Origin of the sequence: Micromonospora sp. NPDC005367, from assembly GCF_040606825.1 — a bacterium.
GTDB lineage: Bacteria > Actinomycetota > Actinomycetes > Mycobacteriales > Micromonosporaceae > Micromonospora.
Map to the genome: position 1 here is coordinate 38,772 of NZ_JBEXFP010000038.1, position 16,966 is coordinate 55,737.

Consider the following 16,966-nt stretch of genomic DNA (forward strand, 5'->3'; position numbering starts at 1 on the left):
TCCGAGACTCACCCCGCAGCTCAGGGCTGGTCGCGGGGGCGCACCCGCGCCTGACCGTACGACCTGACGACGGCCGGACGGCGGACCGCCGAGAAGTCGCCGCGACGTCGGAACCCGGGTCCTTTGAATGTGCACAGCTGAGGCCATCCCGCCGTCCCGGCTCCGGCGCGGCCGGCGCCTCAGCGACGCCGTGCCGCCGCGGCTCCGACGGCCGCTCCCGCCGCGAGCAGCGCCGCCATCAGTGGCCATGGAGCATGCCGAGTCGAGGCCGGTTGCTTCTTCGGAGTACGACGTCGCGCCGCGGCTTGTTGCGCCTTCTGCAGGTACCTCTGCGCTCTCATTTCCTCATTGTCGGCACCCGCGCCGATCTGAGTGACAAAATCGATGCCCGGTGATGTGCTGGCTGGCCCTGCCAGCGGCACCAACGGACGCCGCAGTTCGCTCGGTCCGGGCGGTCAAGGGTGCGCGGGGTACCGGAGCGTGGTCAGCAACTGGCTGTGCAGGTTGGCGTTGGAGTACAGCCTGTCCGGCGTCGTCGCCCTACAAGCACGGCCGGCCCGAACGCCGCGCCGGGCACAGAACTCCTGTCGCCTGACCAACCCCGCGCCGTCCATGGGGCCGATCTTGATCGTTGGCCGAGTGCGCAGCCGAGGGGTACCCTCCTGAACATGTTTGGACAGGTTCTAAGGCTCAAGCACGAGCGGGTCGCCGAGCAGCTCGCCCGGGAGATCCGCGCTGGCCGCCTGACCCTCGGCAGCCAACTGCCCGGCGAGCACGCTCTCGCCACCCGGTTCGATGTGAGCCGGAACACTGTCCGCCAAGCCCTCGCCGACCTGATCCGCCAGGGGCTGATCGAGACCCGCTCCGGCAAGGGATCGTTCGTGACCTTCGACGGTCGGGCGATCGACGACCGGTTGGGCTGGTCCCGGGCCCTGGCCGAACAGGGCGTCCCCACAACCGTACGCATCCTGCGTCTCGAGCTGGTCCGCGAGCCCGAGCCGGCCGAGCGGTTCGATCTGGCGTCAACCGAGTACGTCGCCGTCGACCGGCTCAGGTCGCTCGACGAAGGCCGGGCGATCTCGATCGAACGGAGCTTGATTCCTGCCACCGGCCCGCTACGCGACCTGCCCGAACAGGGTCTCGCCGGCTCCCTGTACGCGGCGCTGCGCTCCGCCGGACTCACGCCGGTGCAGGGCGAGGAATGGGTGGATCTGTCCCGAGTGACGCAATCGGATGCCGAGCTGCTCGGTTGCGCCCCCGGTGATCTCTACCTGCGCACCCAACGGCTGAGCCGGGACGCGCGGGGTGAATTCGTCGAGTACGTGGAGAGCCTGTTGAACCCCGACAGGTTCCGGCTGCACCTGCGCTTCGGGGAGGCGTCGGAATGAACACCTCATACCCTGCTGTGCCGATCGAATCGCGAGCCGTCGGGGCCCTGACCGGGCTCGCCGTCGGCGACGCGCTCGGCATGCCGACCCAGTCCATGCCGCGCGAGCGGATAGTCGCCCGCCACCGCCGGCTGGCCGGCTTCGAGCCGGGCCCCGCGGACCAGCCGATCGCACCCGGAATGCCCGCCGGCACGGTGACCGACGACACCGAGCAGGCGCTGCTACTCGGGCAGCTGCTCCTCGACGGCCGGGGGCACGTCGACGGGCACCGGCTCGCCCGGGCGCTGCTCGCCTGGGAGGACGACATGCGCCGGCGCGGATCGCTGGACCTGCTCGGCCCGTCGACCCGGGCCGCGGTCGCCGCCGTGGCCGCCGGCCGTCCCCTCGAGGAGGCCGGCCGGTTCGGCACCACGAACGGGGCAGCGATGCGAATCGCGCCGGTGGGAATCGCCGTACCCGCAACCGACCTGAACCTGCTCGTCGACCGTGTCGTCGAGGCGAGCTGGGTCACCCACAACACCGGCGTCGCCCTCGCCGGCGCCGCCGCGGTCGCCGCCGCGGTCAGCGCCGGCCTGGACGGCGCGGACACCGCGACCGCGACGGCCACCGCCGTACGGGCGGCGCAGCTCGCCGCCGGACGCGGCAACTGGATCGCGGCGGCGGACATCGCCGCCCGGATCGCCTGGGCCGCCGAACTCGTCGCCGGCCGGACGCCGGAGGAGGCGACCGACCTGATCTACCGCCTGGTCGGGACGAGCGTGGCGACGCAGGAATCCGTTCCGGCGGCTTTCGCGGTGCTCGCCGTCCACCCCGACGACCCGTGGCAGGCCTGCCTGCTCGCGGCGGGCCTCGGCGGTGACACCGACACGATCGCCGCCATGGTGGGCGCGATCGCCGGCGCCGGCCACGGAGTCGAATCCTTCCCGCAGACGGCACGGGACACGATCGCGAAAGCAAACCATCTTCCACTGGCAGAAATGGCGACCCAACTGCTCGCCCTTCGTCAGCCCCGCTGACGGCCGGCACCGCAGGGAAAGGCAGGACGACGATGTCCACGACAGACCTGGCCGGCACGATCCCGGCCGACACCAACCGGGTCGGCGCCATCGAGACCCGAGGCATCGAACCGGTGCCCCCCACCGAACGCACCGGCGGGCCGGGCCAGCTCTTCTGGGTCTGGTTCGCGGCCAACATCTCGATCCTGGGGCTGCCGCTCGGCGCCACCCTGGTCGCGCTGCGCGGCATGAACATCTGGCAGGCGCTGCTGGTGGCCGCGATCGGTTCCTTCGGTTCGTTCGCCCTCGTCGGCCTGATCAGCGTGGCCGGGAAGTGGGGTGGCGCGCCCAGCATGACGTTGTCCCGGGCGATCTTCGGGCCGCGCGGCAACCACGGGCCCACGGTGATCTCGTGGCTGTCCCGGGTCGGCTGGGAGACGGTCAACACGACGACCGCCGCGTACGCGCTGCTGGCCCTGCTGGACATCGCGTTCGGGCTCACGGCGAACCCGGTGCTCACGGTGATCAGCCTGCTGGCCTTCGTGGCGCTCACCCTGGTCGTCTCCGGCCTGGGGCACGCCACGCTGGTCTGGATCCAGCAGTGGGCGACGTACGTCTTCGGCGCGTTGAACATCGTCGTCGCCGCGTTCCTGATCACCCGGGTGGACTGGCACGCCGTGCTCGACGCCCCGGCCGCCCCGCTGAGCGTCGTCATCGCCGGAGTCGGTGTGATCGCCGCCGGCACCGGCATCGGGTGGGCGAACGCCGGCGCGGACATGGCCCGCTACCAGCACCGCAACGTGCGTGGCGGGCGGATCGTGGCAGCGGCCTCGGCCGGCGCCGGAATCCCGCTGTTCCTGCTCATCGGGTTGGGTGGTCTGCTCTCGGCCGGCGACGGCAGCCTCGCCTCCGCCAGCGATCCCGTCTCGGCGATTCAGGTGATGCTTCCGTCGTGGATGGCGGTGCCGTACCTGCTCGCCGCGTTCGGCGGCCTGCTGCTGTCCAACAACCTCTCGGTCTACTCCGCCGGACTGACCATGATCACCCTCGGCATCCGAACCCGCCGGGTGATGGCGGTGGGCCTGGACATCGTGCTCACCCTGGCCGGTGGCATCTACTTCATGCTGATCGCCGGGAACTTCTACGGGCCGTTCATCACCTTCATCTCACTGCTCGCCGTACCGATCACCGCCTGGGTGGCGGTCTTCCTGGCCGACATGCTCTTCCGGCGGGAGTACGACCCGCGCGGGCTGATGGACACCACCCGAACCAGCGCCTACTGGTACCACGGCGGGTTCCGCTGGTCGGCCGTGCTGCCGTGGCTGGCCGGTACCGTCGTCGGTCTGCTCTTCCTGACCGCCTCGACCTCGGCGGACGACGTCTGGTTCAGCGGACCGCTCGCGGACTCGTGGCTGGGCACCAACGGCCTCGGCTGGGTCGCCGCCTTCGTCGTCGCCGGCGCCCTGTACCTGCTGTTCGGCGTCAGGAGCGCCCGGCAGAACAGCACCGCGGGGCAACGCGGGGACGCCCGGCCCGAGGCGGACGCCGCCGACCCGACCGCGGAGGCACGGCGATGACCGCGCCGTCGCCGCGGCTGGTGCACACCGGCAACGTCGTCATCGACGTGGTGATGTACCTGCCGCGGCTGCCCGAGGTCGGCGGAGACGTCCTCGCCTCCAGCAGCCGGATCACCGCCGGCGGCGGACTCAACGTCATGGTCAGCGCGGCACGCCAGGGCCTGTCCGTGGCGTACGCCGGGATGCACGGCACCGGCCCCTTCGCGGACCAGGCCCGCGAGCAGCTGGCCCAGGCCGGCATCGACCTCGTGCAGCCGGCGCTGCCGGACGTCGACACCGGGTTCAGCGTCGCGCTGGTCGACCCGACCGGGGAACGCACCTTCGCCACGAGCGTCGGCGCGGAGGCGCGGCTCGGACCGGCGGACCTGGCGCGGGTCGACCTGCGACCCGGCGACGTCGTGTACGTCTCCGGCTACAGCCTGGCCTACCCGTCCAACGGCCCGGCACTGGCGGCCTGGCTACCGACGATCCCCCCGGAGGTCACCGTCGTGATCGACCCGGGTCCGCTGGTCGCCGAGATCCCGGCAGCCGTCCTCACGTCGGCCTGGGAACGCGCCGACTGGTGGAGTTGCAACGAACGGGAGGCCCGGATCCTCACCGACCAGGCCGATCCTGAGGCGGCTGCCGCGTCTCTCGCGACGCGCGGCGCGCGGGCCGGCGTGGTGGTCCGCACCGGGCCGCAGGGCGCCGTGCTCGCCACGGCCGACCGAACCCTGCGGGTGCCGGCCTTCCCGGTGGCTGTCGTGGACACCAACGGCGCCGGGGACGCCCACGTGGGCGCGTTCGTCGCGGCCCTCGTGCACGGTCTCGACCCGGTGCAAGCCGTCCGTCGCGCGAACGCCGCCGCCGCGCTGGCCGTCACGCGGCAGGGCCCGGCGACCGCGCCGACCGCCGTAGAGGTCGACGAATTGCTGACGGCGCATCCGGGTCGGTGACCGCACGCCTGGGAGGCATCCGCGCGTGCATCCAGGCCAGCCTGTATCTGCGTACTGTCGGTAGTCGTCAGCCAGGGCCGGTCCACCTTCGGCCCGTGACAACTCAGGAACGGTCTGGTCGATGCGGCAACCCAGACCGACGATCAGCTGTCGGGCCCCGGACCGTGAGCGCTGATCATCGCTGATGGCGAGCATGTGGTGGCGGGGATCGTCCTCGCCACCACATGCGTGCCGCCGTCGGTCCGGGCGGCGCCCGTCGCTCATGGTCATCGACCAGCGGCTCGGCATCTGCCGGCAGCGGCACCGAACCGGCCACCATTTCGGATGACGACGTCCTCCTGAAGGAGACTCGTATCCAGCGCCGGCCAACGGCGATCCCGTCCAGCCGCCTCATGCCCCCTCCGGGCGCCTTGCCTCGGCCCGCACAGCGCAACGTTTGCAATCGGTTTCGTGTAGTTATCACAGCTAGAACCAAGTTCCAGCGGGGCAGCCTCCGACTTCTTGACGAAATCGATTCCATGCTGTTCACTACGAGCCACTCGACCCCCGAGCGAAGGCGCTGGACCCATGCCGGAAACCTGCACGACACGGTTTCGCAACCACCTGCGATGTGGTTCGGCCTTGGTGGCCTTCATGCATCCGCGGCCGAACCCTGATCTTGTCGTTGCTTCCAGGGGCGCAGACCCCTCACCACAGGTCGCGGCCAGGTCAATCGTCTGAAAGTTGGTCGGCAGGCGGTTCGGCGACGAGCCGCAGGAAGAGGAGGAGCAGTGCCTCGACGGCGTAGCACACTCGCGTTGGTGATATCAGCGGCGGTCGCGGCGTCCCTCGCGCTCAGCGCGTGCGGCAGCGACGGCGGCGCCAGGACGGAGGGCGGCAAGACCGTCATCACCTTCTGGCAGCAGAAGTTCGAGGACTACCAGCAGGCCTGGTTCAAGAAGCAGGTCGACGCCTTCAACGCCTCACAGGACAAGGTGAAGGTTGACTACCAGGTTCAGCCGGCCGACACGTGGGCTCAGAAGCTGAAGGCCGCGCAGGCCGCCGGCAAGGCCCCCGACGTGCAGACGACCAGCTACGGCAACATCCCGGCAGCGGTCGCCAATGGCGAACTCGCCGAACTCGACGGACTGCTTCCGGCGAGCGCGTTCGACGACATCAAGGACAACGTGAAGAGCTTCGTCACGCTCAACGGCAAGCGCTACGCGTATCCGATGCTCGTGGAGCCGTCGACGGTGTTGTACTACCGCACCGACCTGGCGGCCGCGGCCGGCCTCGACCCGAAGAATCCGCCCAAGTCGTGGGACGAGCTCGTCCAGTGGTCGACCAAGTTGACCACTCCCAAGGTCAAGGGCATGACGATCGCGTCGGCCGCTCCGGACCTCGCCTGGTCGAGCTGGGGTCTGCAGTACAACGCCTGCGGCCACCTGCCGATCGCCGACGACTGGTCGAAGGCGACCGCGACCGATCCGTGCTTCGAGAAGCTGCTGCAGCTCTACAAGACGCTCTACCAGGGCGGCTTCATGCCCAAGACACCGAAGGTCGGGTACGCCGACGGCGCCTCCTACGGCCAAGGTGAGGTGGCCATGATGGCCGGTGGGTCGTGGGTGGTCGGCCAGCTCAAGGCGGAGTTCCCCAACATGATCCCCAAGACTGCTGTCGCGCCGTTCCCGTCGATCGACGGCGACCAGACCAAGACGACCGCCACCCTGGGTGGCTGGACCTTGACCGTCGATGCCAAGTCGAAGGCGAAGCAGCAGGCCGCGCAGTTCGTCCAGTGGCTGCTCGCCGGCGATCCGGCAATCATGGCGGACTTCTTCAAGACCAGCGGCTTCTCCAAGTACACGGTGCGTACCTCGGTGGACCAGGCGCTGGCCGGGAATCCGGACGCCTCTTCCGACCCCTTCATGGAGACGATCTCCACGAAGGTGGTTCCGTACGGCAAGCAGGAGCCTGCGTACCCGCTCGACATCGCGCTGGCCTTCGGGACCGCCGTGGAGAGCGCCATGAAAGGCACGGCGAGTATCCCGGACGCCCTGAAAAAGGCCGACGAGAAGATCAACGACGTCATCAAGAAGCAGTCTTTGGCCGGTACCCAGCCTCGGCGATGACCTGACCCGCCCTGGTTCCCGGGGACGTGGCCGTGTCACGTCCCCGGGGACCGATCGATTGCGAGGGATGAGCGTGGCTCTGCTCGACTCAACTCGTGCCGCGGCTTCGCCGAAGGCCCCGGGGGCGGTGCCCCGGCGCGTCGGAGCGCGGCGCCAGGACAATCTCACCGCGTACCTGATGATCGCGCCCATGGTGATCCTGCTCGGCGTCTTCGTCATGTGGCCGCTGGCCTATTCGGTCTACCTCAGCACGTTCGAAATCAGCTTCTACAAGGCACCCAAGTTCGTCGGCACCCAGTTCTACACGTACGTCCTGGAGAGCTCGGACTTCTGGCACTCGATCCTGATCGGCCTCTACTACGCGCTGCTGGTCGTGCCGACAGGCATCGTCGTCGCACTGCTGCTGGCGAGCTTCATCAAGACGCTGAGCAAGCGTGTCGCCGCATTCATGAAGGTGACGGTCTACCTGCCGGCGGTCGTGTCGACCGTCATCGCGTCGGTCCTGTTCACCTTCATGTACCAGGACGCGGGCGTGGTGAACTGGTTCCTCAGCCTGGTCAACCACGCCCCGGTCGCCTGGCTCAACAGCCCGCAGTGGGCGCTGCCCGCCATCGCGGTGCCGGGCATCTGGCTCGGATTCGGTATCACCACGCTGATCCTGCTTGCGGCACTGCTCGACATCCCCGACAGTTACTACGAGTCGGCGATGCTCGACGGCGCGAATTTCGTCCAGCGCCTGCGCTACATCACCATTCCGCTGTTGAAGAACGTCCTGCTCTACCTGGTCGTCACCGGATTCACCCTCGCCATTCAGATGCTGGACCTGCCGCTCATCATGACCAACGGCGGCCCGACCGGCGCGACGACGACCCCCAACTTCTACATCTTCAACAGTTTCCGTGAGCTCACGCCCTACGCCACCAGCTACTCGCTGACCGCGTCACTGCTGCTGTTCGTCGTGCTGGGCGCCATCTCCATCGTCATCTTCCGGCTGATCCGGTCCGACAAGGCCGTCGACGGCTGACCGGGAAGGAACCGCCATGCCTGTAGGCACATTCCGCAGGGCCGGCTCGGCCGTGCTCGCCGTCCTGATCGCCGTCAGCGTCCTCTTTCCGCTGGCATGGATGGCGATCGCCGGCTTCAAGGGCAAGGACGAAGTCCTCCGCTCGCCGTTCCAGTTCTTCCCCGACATGTGGCGGTGGAGCAACTACACCGCAATCCTCAAGGACCACACCTTCACCCGCGCGATGGTCGTGACCTTCGTCGGGGCGCTCATCTTCACCGTGCTCAGCCTCGTGGTGAACTCCATGGCGGCGTACGCGTTCGCGCGGCTGGAGTTCAGGGGCAAGCGGTTCTGGTGGGTCTACTGCATCATGCCGATGTTCATCCCGACCATGGCGATCCTGCTGACGTCGTTCGTCGTCGTGTCGAAGCTCGGAATGCTGAACACCATGGCCGTGCTGATCATCCCTGGGGTCGCCTCGGCCGCACAGATGTTCTTCCTACGGCAGTACTACCTGAACTTCCCGATCGCGGTCGAGGAGGCCGCGATGATCGACGGCGCGAATCGCTGGCAGGTCTTCCTACGCGTGTTCCTGCCGCAGTCGGCCGCGCCGTTCGTGGTGGTCGGCATCGCCTCGTATCTGGCGTACTGGAACGCCTACGTGTGGCCGATCCTGACCATCACCGACCCCAACCTGACCCAGATCATGCAGTTCCTCGGCACCTTCCGCTCCGATCGCGGCAATGACTGGGGCATGCTGATGGCGGGATCCACGTTGGCCTCGATGCCCACCGTCCTGCTGCTGCTGATCTTCCAGCGGTACATCGTCAACGGCGTACGCATCTCGGGGATGAAATGACGACACCTCTCGACCGGCCGCGCTACGACCGCACGACGCTGCGACCGGGCATCGTCCATTTCGGAGTCGGCGGATTCCACCGGGCCCACCAGGCTGCCGTCCTCGACGAACTCATGAACATGGGTCTCGCCCACGACTGGGCCGTTTGCGGGGTCGGTGTCCTGCCCGGCGACGCTCGGATGCGCGACGTCCTGACCGCCCAGGACCACCGGTACACGCTCCTGCTCAAGTACCCCGACGGCACCCGCCGGGCCCGCGAGATCGCCGCCATCGTCGACTACCGGTACGCCCCGGATGCCCCGGACGCCGTCATCGAACTGCTGGCCGATCCGGGCGTGCGCCTCGTGTCGCTGACCGTGACCGAGGGCGGGTACTACATCAACCCCACCACTGGAGATTTCGACGACTCCGATCCGCTGGTGCGCCACGACCGGCAGCCGGGCGCGGTTCCGCGTACCGCGTTCGGGCTGATCGTCGCCGGGCTGGTCCGCCGCCGTGCGCGCGGTGTCCCACCGTTCACCGTGCTCTCCTGCGACAACATCCCGGGCAACGGCGACGTCACGCGCAGGATGATGGCCGCGTTCGCCTCCGGCATCGACCCCGAGTTGGGCCGCTGGATCGCCGGCGCCGTCGCGTTCCCGAACTCGATGGTCGACCGGATCACGCCCGTCACCACCGACGCCGACCGGGAACAGATCACGGCTGAGTTCGGCGTCGCCGACGCCTGGCCGGTCGTCGCCGAGCCGTTCCTGCAGTGGGTGATCGAAGACGACTTCCCGCTCGGGCGGCCGCCGCTCGAGCGGGCGGCCGGCGTACGCCTCGTCGACGACGTCGAACCGTACGAGCAGATGAAGCTGCGCCTGCTGAACTGCTCGCACCAGGGTCTGTGCTACTTCGGTCACCTGCTCGGATACCGGTATGCCCACGAGGCGGCCCAGGACCCGCTGATCGTGGATCTGCTGGCGAGGTACATGCGCGAGGAGGCCACGCCGACGCTGCATGCGGTGCCCGGCGTGGACCTGCCCGCTTACCAGGAGACCCTGCTCGGCCGCTTCGCGAATCCGTACATCCGCGACACGATCGCGCGCCTGTGCGCGGACTCCTCCGATCGGATATCGAACTGGCTGGTTCCCGTGATAAGGGACCAGCTCGCCGCGGACCGGACCATCCGCCGGTCGGCGGCGATCGTGGCGAGCTGGGCTCGCTACGCCACGGGCCTGGACGAGCAGGGACGGCCGATCGACGTGGTCGACCGGCGCCGGGACAGCGTGATGGCTACGCGGCGGCCGCCCGCACGGACCCGGTCGCCTTCCTGAAGCAGAGTGACGTGTTCGGAGACCTGGCCGCGGACGAGCGGTTCGTTGCCGCGTACCGATGGGCATTGGAATCGCTGCACCGCGACGGCGCCCGGGCGACCCTCGAAACGCTGGCTGCCTCCTGAGACCTGCCCGCCGCCGTCCGATCCCGGAGTGCGGCGGGCCGACAACCGGCCCGCCGCACCAACAGGTTGATCACCGCCTGGTGACGGAGAAATCGTCGAGCTGGATCCAGATGTCTCCGCTGTCGGTCCGCACGCCGGCGTACACCACCACGGAGGTGTTGGCCTTGCTGTTGAAGTTCACGACGATTCGCGTCCACGAACCGATCGCTGTGTAGTGGGCCTGGCTGATCACGGCTCCGGACTGCGTGCGGACGCCGATGAATCCGTTCCGGCTGTTCGACGACGTGCGTATGAAGCCGGTCAGCTGGTACGCCGTGTTCGCCTCGACCGGCACGGTCTGGTGCACGTCCTGCCAGCCTCGGTCGTGACGGGCGAAGCCGTTGCGGACGCCGGTGTAGCCCCAGTACGAGTTGTCGATGCCGCAGTTGCCGCCGCACGCCCAGGAACCGCCGGTGCCGGTGCTGGTGAGCGCGCCGCGTTCGAAGCTGGGGTCGCTCACGAGGTTCGGGGCGATGATGGTTCCGGTTGCGTCGATCCGCACCTTCATGAGGTAGACGTTGTACGGATCCCACTGGGACATGGTGAAGTAGAGCGTGCCGCCGGAGCTCCACGGGTGCAGGAAGCCCCCGTACAGGCCCGGATAGTCGGCCGAGCTGACCACGATCTGCGCGCCGCTCCACGGCCCCTGCGGGCTGGTCGCCGTCCGCAGGACGATGTCCTCGCCCTGCAGGTACATCATCAGCCAGCGGCCGCTGTAGGAGTCGTAGCGGACAGACAGCTCCGAGACCGGCGCGCTCACCACGGCGACCGCGGCCGCCTGATCGTTGGCGATCCAGGAACTACCGTTCCAGTACTGGTACGCCGACTGTGTCAGCATCCGCGCCTCAGGAACGCGAGCCAGGTAGGCGTTGCCGTTGCGCCCGCTCGGGGTGCCGTAGACGTAGACGTAGCCGCCGCTGCGGGCGAACGCCTGCTGCTGGAAGGTGTCGGTGAGCGACGGGTTGTTCCAGGTCGGCGTACCGGTGGTGGACCAGGTGTCGCCGTTGTCGTCGGAGTACGCGATCTTCGCGTAGTTGGTGTCCCACTGCCCGGGTGGGCCCCAGTGGCGCACCGACATGAACGACACGTACTGGCGGTTGCCCACGGCGATGCCCGCAGTGGGGATCTTGGTGACTTCGCCTGTGCCGTCCGGCTGGTGCAGACCGGGCAGGATCTCGCGGGCCCGGCCGTCGGGGCCGGTCACCGCGCTGGCGAAGTCCATGCCATCGCCGAGCGTCGTGTCCGACGAGCGCAGCAGGACGTTGCTGCGCCAGTTGGCGTCGCCGCCGCCCAGGACTCCGCCGCCCGGGCCGGTCCAGGCGTCGCCGAAGGTGTCGCCGAAAGCGGTCAGGACCTGGCCGGCGTTGTTGTCCCACATGATGCCGAGGTCCGTCGCCTTGACGTTCCAGCGGCCGTAGGTTTCATTCGGCGAGTCCGGGCCGGTGATCTTCTCGATCAGCGTGGCGCTGGTCCTGGCGCTCGTCGCGTACGTCGGCTCGGCGCTCGCGAGGATCGCCGCGCCGGCCAGGCCGGCGGCCAACACGAACGCCGTGGCGGCGCGGGGGATGGATCTCGCGTCGCGGCGGATCAGTCTGAACACGGAAGGTGCTCCTCCCTGTACCCGGAGCGCCCGCCCCTACCCGATGTAGACCTCCGGCCACGGAAGTGGCCGGAGGGCCGGCGCTCCGTCGTCTCTGCGCCGCCGCCGTCAGGCGGGCGGGCGGGGCGGTTGCGCGCCCAGGTCCGGCACCGGTGCGCTACCCAGGTGAACCTCCATGTCGTCGGCGCTGGGCGTGCGCGGCCGGCGTGCGGTGGGCCGGTCGAGGTAGAACAGGGCCGTGGACGCGATGTCGTCGCGCAGCGGCAGGTAGCGCCAGCCGGAACGCCACCCGAGCGCCTGGATGTCGACCCGCAGCCGCTCGGCGAAGTGGATCGGGTCCGGCAGGTGCCAGCGGTACATGCCGAAGCGTTGCTGACTGACGTAGAGCCCGTCGGGGCGGATCACCTGCGGCATGCCGAGGTAGGGCGTGGAGAACTCGGTGTAGCCGCGGCCGGGGACGTCGAAGTTCCAGGCGCCGCCGAAGTAGTCCTCCGTGCCCGTGCCACAGATCGTCGGGTACTCGTCGTCGGCGTCGAGGTAGAACTTGATCTCGCCTTCACCCCACCAGCCGTTGCTGTTCACACCCCAGGCGAGATACGTGCCGACGTAGTGGCCGGCCCCCGTCACGCCCTCGATGATCGTGTGCGGCTTCATGTACTCCAGCGGGTTGCTGCGCCGCCACTGCGCGTGCAGGTAGCCGAGGCCGGAGTAGTCGCCGCCGATCTCGTAGGTGATCTGGAAGTAGACGCGAACCGGGACGGTCGACAGGTTCTCCAGCGTCAGCCGGGCGCCGTCGCGGAACGGCATGGGCCAGTAGGAGTTGAAGCCACCGTTCGGGTTCGCGGCGATCATCTGGGAGTTGACCTGCGTGAATTCGCCCCAGCCGGAGCAGAAGAAGTCACCGTAGGGCACCTCGATCGCGGGCTCGTCGGCGCCATCCCAGTACGCCCGGAACAGAAGCGTGCGCCAGTTGTCCTTGTGCGTGGTGATCCAGATGTGACTGATCTGGCCTGCGCCCGAAATCGTTGCCAGGTCGAAGGTGGCACCTGCCGCGATGTCCACGCTCGGCGAGATCTTCCAGCCGGGTCCGAGGTCACGTGCGCACTCGGCGCCGGTCCCGGTGGTGGCGCGACCCCCGCCACCAGCCGATCCGTCGAAGTTCTCGGGACTGATCGACCGTGTCTGAACCGAACGCAGGCGTGCGATCGTGGCGAGGTCGGCGTTGGCCATCGTTCTCCAACCGGGTTGTGGGCGCGCTGGTTGCACCAGGCGGGGCCTGTCCTTGCAATCGATTTCACTACGCTAGAGTTGCGGGGCGGCCGTGTCAATCATCCGCCACCCCTGCCGGCCGGAACGCCCGTGGCCCAGTGAGCACCCCTGAGGAACGTGATGGCAACGATTTACGAGGTCGCATCGATGGCCGGCGTCTCACCCTCGACGGTCTCCCGCGTGCTCAACGGCCAGAATGTCTCCGCGGAGAAGGCCAAGCGCGTACGCGAGGCGGCCAAGGCGCTGTCGTTCACGCCCAGCCGCATCGCCCGTACGCTGCGACTGCAGACCTCCGAGGTGATCGCGCTGGTGATCCCGGACATCGAGAACCCGTTCTTCACCGCCATGGCCCGCGGCGTCGAGGACGTCGCCCAGGCGGCCGGATACTCGGTCGTGCTCTGCAACTCGGACGAGGATCACGCCAAGGAGGCCCGGTACCTGGACATCGCCATCGAGGCCAAGATGGCAGGTGTCATCCTCGCCGCGGCCGGCGACAACTGCGACCTGAGCGGGCTGATCGAACGCAATCGGCCGGTCGTGGCAGTGGACCGCAGCCCGCACGGATTCGACATCGACGCCGTGATGGTGGACAACCGGGCCGGTGGCCGGACCGCCACCGCCGCCCTGCAGAGCCAGGGTTTCAGCCGAATCGCCTGCATCACCGGCCCACGCGACGTCGAGACCGCCGTCCATCGCGCCGACGGCTGGCGGGACGCGGCCCGCACCACCGGCCGAGTCGACGAGCGCTATCTGAAGTACGCCGACTTCCGGGTGGACGGCGGCAACAAGGCGATGCGTGAGCTGCTCGACATGCCGGAGCCCCCGGACGCCGTGTTCGTCGCGAACAATCTGATGGGCGTCGGCGCGTTGCAGGTGCTGGCCCAGAGTGGCCAACTGCCGCCCGCGCTCGGTGTGGCCGTCTTCGGCGACCTGCCGTTCGCACCGATCGCGCCCATGGCGATCACCGTCATTCCACTGCCGGCCCGGCGCCTCGGCGTCACCGCCGCGAACCTGCTCCTCGACCGCATCAACGGCGACGACCAGCCGCCACGCACCATCGTGCTGCGCAACCAGGCGGCGTAAGCCGTCAACCGACTCGCATTCCTGGTTCGACGCCGTTGACGAGTGAAATCGATTTCTGCCAGGGTGTAGCGCATGCAGAGCCACACCCCCGTGATCGGGACCGACACCGGCCCCTCCCGCAGCAGAGGCGCGCTCGTCGACCAGGGCGGCGCGCGATGAGGGTCCACGGTCCCGACGCCACCGTGGCCGCGTTCCCCCTGGGCGGGATCGGAACCGGAAACGTCTCCGTGGGCGCGCGGGGTGACCTTCGCGACTGGGAGCTGGCCAATCGACCCGACAAGGGCGCCCAGTTGCCCTTCTCGTTCTTCGCCATCCGCGCCGCTCGGACGGGCCACCCACCGGTGACGAAGGTCCTGGAGGCACGGCTGCCCGGGCCGCACGAGGGAGATCAGGGGTACTACGCGGGCAAGCTGGCCGGGCTACCGCGACTGGACGCCAGCCGGATGCAGGGCGAGTACCCGTTGCTGCGCATCGCCTTCGAGGATGCCGACCTGGGCGTCGACGTCGAACTGACGGCCTTCACGCCGTTCGTGCCGCTCGACGCGGACGCCTCCGGCATACCCGGGGCGGTGCTGCGGTACGAGGTCACCAATCCGCTGCCCGAGCCGGTGGACGTCACCGTCGTCGGCTCGCTGGCGAACCCCGTCGGCATCACCGGGCACGACGTCTTCCACTTCCCCCGCTACGCCGGCCAGCCGGAGATCGCCTGGCTCGACGAGCCCCGACTGCGTGGCCTGCGCTTCGGCACCGACCTCGCACCGGACGACTTCGGTTACGGCAGCGCCGTGCTCGCCACCGCCGACCCCTCGGTGACCGTCAAACCCCAATGGTTGTCCGGCTTCTGGCAGGACGGCGTACAGGCGTTCTGGGACGACCTGCGCGAGGACGGCCGCCTCGAGACCGAGACCGAGTTCAGCCTCGATCAACCGCCCTATCCGGACTGGTTCACGAAGCTGCGGGTCGGGTCGATCGGCATCGTCCACCGGCTGCCGCCCGCGGGACGCCAGGCGTTCGAGTTCGTGCTCACCTGGCACTTCCCCAACCGGCGCCGGGCCTGGCAGGGCAACATCAACCTCGACAACACCCACGCCGACCAGGTCGTCCGAAATCACTACGCGACCTCGTACGACGACGCCTGGGCGGTGGCCGCGCACCTGGTGGACAACCTTCCGGAACTCGAACGGCATACCCGGAACTTCCACCGGGCGCTGTTCGGCAGCTCGCTCCCGCCGGAGGTGATCGACGCGGCCACCTCGAACCTCGTGGTACTGCGCAGCACCACATGCTTCCGCTTGGAGGGCGGCCGGTTCGCGGCGTGGGAGGGCAGCTTCGACCACTCCGGCAGCTGCGAAGGCACCTGCACACACGTGTGGAACTATGCCCAGGCGGCGGCCTTCCTGTTCCCCACGTTGGAGCGCGACGCCAGGCGTACCGAGTTCCTGCACGAGACACGCGCCGACGGACGGATGAACTTCCGCGCGAACAGTGTCTTCGGCAACGAGCCGTGGGACTTCCACCCGGCCGTCGACGGCCAGCTGGGCGCGGTGGTCCGCCTCTACCGCGAATGGCGGTTCAGCGGTGACGACACCCTGCTGACACAGTGCTGGCCGGCGGCGAAGCGGGCAGTCGACTACGCGTTCCGGGTGTGGGACTCCGACGACGACTTCGTCCTCGACAGCCAACAGCACAACACGTACGACATCGAGTTCTACGGCGTCAGTTCACTGGCGAACTCCATGTTCTTCGCCGCGCTGACGGCCGCGTCGGCGATGGCCGCGTACCTCGCCGACGACGACACGGCGAGGCGCTACCGGGAGGCCGCCAAGCTAGGCGCCGAGCGCATGGACGCGTTGCTCTTCAACGGCGAGTACTACGAGCAGCACATCCAGGACGTCGACGAACGCCGCTACCAGTACGGCACCGGCTGCCTGAGCGACCAGGTCTTCGGTCAGCTGCTGGGCCACCTCGCGGGGGTGGGCCACGTGCTGCCCGCCGACCATGTCCGCAGCGCGATCACTGCCGTCCACCGGTACAACTTCCGGCCCGACCTGACCGGACAGCACAGCGTGCAGCGCACCTACGCCCTCAACGGCGAGTCCGGCCTCGTGCTCTGCTCATGGCCGAACGGCGGCCGGCCGCGCATTCCCTTCGTCTACTGCGACGAGGTGTGGACGGGCGTCGAGTACCAGGTCGCCACCCACCTCATCCTCGAAGGGCTCGTCGACGAGGCCCTGCAGATCGTCCGCGGGGTCCGTGACCGCCACGACGGCATTCGCCGCAACCCGTGGAACGAGGCCGAATGCGGCAACCACTACGCCCGATCGCTCGCCAGCTGGGGGATGGTGGTGGCGCTCGCGGGAGCCGACTACGACGCGCCCGCCCGCACGCTCACGTTCCAGCCCCGGCTGCGGCCCGACCAGCCGCCGGCCGCAGGCGATCCGCACGCGGCGGCCGGCGGGACGCGGCTGCCGTTCACCACCGGCACCGGCTGGGGAGAACTACGACTGACCCCCGGCGGCGCCGAAGTCGAACTGTACGGCGGCCACCTCGATCTCCACAGCCTCGTCATCCACCATCCGCGGCTCGGGCGCCTTGCCGGCGGCCCCGTCCGCCTCCATACGCACGACATCCACCAGCTGCCGCTTCGGGAGGATCACCCATGACCGCGT

12 protein-coding genes are annotated in these 16,966 nt (G+C 68.9%); 10 read left to right on the top strand and 2 right to left on the bottom strand.

Features of this window, described 5'->3' with window-relative positions; all coding sequences use genetic code 11:
- Positions 1-668 precede the first annotated feature (668 nt).
- The 8 genes from ABZS42_RS23435 to ABZS42_RS23470 all read left to right on the top strand — a co-directional run bounded on the left by ABZS42_RS23435 (position 669) and on the right by ABZS42_RS23470 (position 10,181).
- Positions 669-1,388 carry a GntR family transcriptional regulator gene (locus tag ABZS42_RS23435; RefSeq protein WP_355148567.1) on the top strand — a complete coding sequence of 240 codons (720 nt, stop codon included), beginning with the start codon at positions 669-671 and terminating at the stop codon, positions 1,386-1,388.
- Complete coding sequence (locus ABZS42_RS23440) at positions 1,385-2,404, top strand: ADP-ribosylglycohydrolase family protein (RefSeq protein ID WP_355148569.1); 1,020 nt, start codon at positions 1,385-1,387, stop codon at positions 2,402-2,404. Before ABZS42_RS23435 ends, ABZS42_RS23440 begins: the two co-directional genes overlap by 4 nt.
- A gap of 32 nt (positions 2,405-2,436) precedes the next feature.
- On the top strand, positions 2,437-3,960 hold the full coding sequence (locus tag ABZS42_RS23445; protein WP_355148571.1) for a cytosine permease: 1,524 nt from the start codon (positions 2,437-2,439) through the stop codon (positions 3,958-3,960).
- Positions 3,957-4,895: a PfkB family carbohydrate kinase gene (locus tag ABZS42_RS23450; RefSeq protein ID WP_355148573.1), complete on the top strand. Its 939-nt coding sequence runs from the start codon at positions 3,957-3,959 to the stop codon at positions 4,893-4,895. The genes ABZS42_RS23445 and ABZS42_RS23450 overlap by 4 nt, the downstream gene beginning before the upstream one ends.
- 770 nt (positions 4,896-5,665) lie before the next feature.
- The gene (locus ABZS42_RS23455; protein WP_355148575.1) at positions 5,666-7,003 is read left to right on the top strand and encodes an extracellular solute-binding protein; all 1,338 of its coding nucleotides are present in this window, start codon (positions 5,666-5,668) and stop codon (positions 7,001-7,003) included.
- 67 nt (positions 7,004-7,070) lie between these two features.
- A complete protein-coding gene (locus tag ABZS42_RS23460; RefSeq protein WP_355148577.1) occupies positions 7,071-8,027 on the top strand; it encodes a sugar ABC transporter permease in 957 nt (318 codons plus the stop codon).
- Between the two features lie 16 nt (positions 8,028-8,043).
- The gene (locus tag ABZS42_RS23465; RefSeq protein WP_355148579.1) at positions 8,044-8,865 is read left to right on the top strand and encodes a carbohydrate ABC transporter permease; all 822 of its coding nucleotides are present in this window, start codon (positions 8,044-8,046) and stop codon (positions 8,863-8,865) included.
- Positions 8,862-10,181 (top strand): mannitol dehydrogenase family protein, encoded by a 1,320-nt coding sequence (locus ABZS42_RS23470; RefSeq protein WP_355148581.1) that lies wholly within the window; start codon positions 8,862-8,864, stop codon positions 10,179-10,181. Before ABZS42_RS23465 ends, ABZS42_RS23470 begins: the two co-directional genes overlap by 4 nt.
- Before the next feature lie 195 nt (positions 10,182-10,376).
- Here the strand turns inward: ABZS42_RS23470 and ABZS42_RS23475 are convergent, their stop codons facing one another.
- Together ABZS42_RS23475 and ABZS42_RS23480 are read right to left on the bottom strand one after the other, a co-directional pair.
- A complete protein-coding gene (locus tag ABZS42_RS23475; RefSeq protein ID WP_355148583.1) occupies positions 10,377-11,945 on the bottom strand; it encodes a DUF4185 domain-containing protein in 1,569 nt (522 codons plus the stop codon).
- Between the two features lie 108 nt (positions 11,946-12,053).
- The gene (locus ABZS42_RS23480; RefSeq protein WP_355148585.1) at positions 12,054-13,175 is read right to left on the bottom strand and encodes a glycoside hydrolase family 172 protein; all 1,122 of its coding nucleotides are present in this window, start codon (positions 13,173-13,175) and stop codon (positions 12,054-12,056) included.
- A 159-nt stretch (positions 13,176-13,334) separates the two neighbouring features.
- On the opposite strand from ABZS42_RS23480, the gene ABZS42_RS23485 reads away from it, so the two are divergent.
- Positions 13,335-14,297: a LacI family DNA-binding transcriptional regulator gene (locus tag ABZS42_RS23485; protein WP_355148587.1), complete on the top strand. Its 963-nt coding sequence runs from the start codon at positions 13,335-13,337 to the stop codon at positions 14,295-14,297.
- Positions 14,298-14,452: 155 nt separating this feature from the next.
- Complete coding sequence (locus ABZS42_RS23490) at positions 14,453-16,960, top strand: GH116 family glycosyl-hydrolase (protein ID WP_355148589.1); 2,508 nt, start codon at positions 14,453-14,455, stop codon at positions 16,958-16,960.
- Positions 16,961-16,966: the final 6 nt, after the last annotated feature.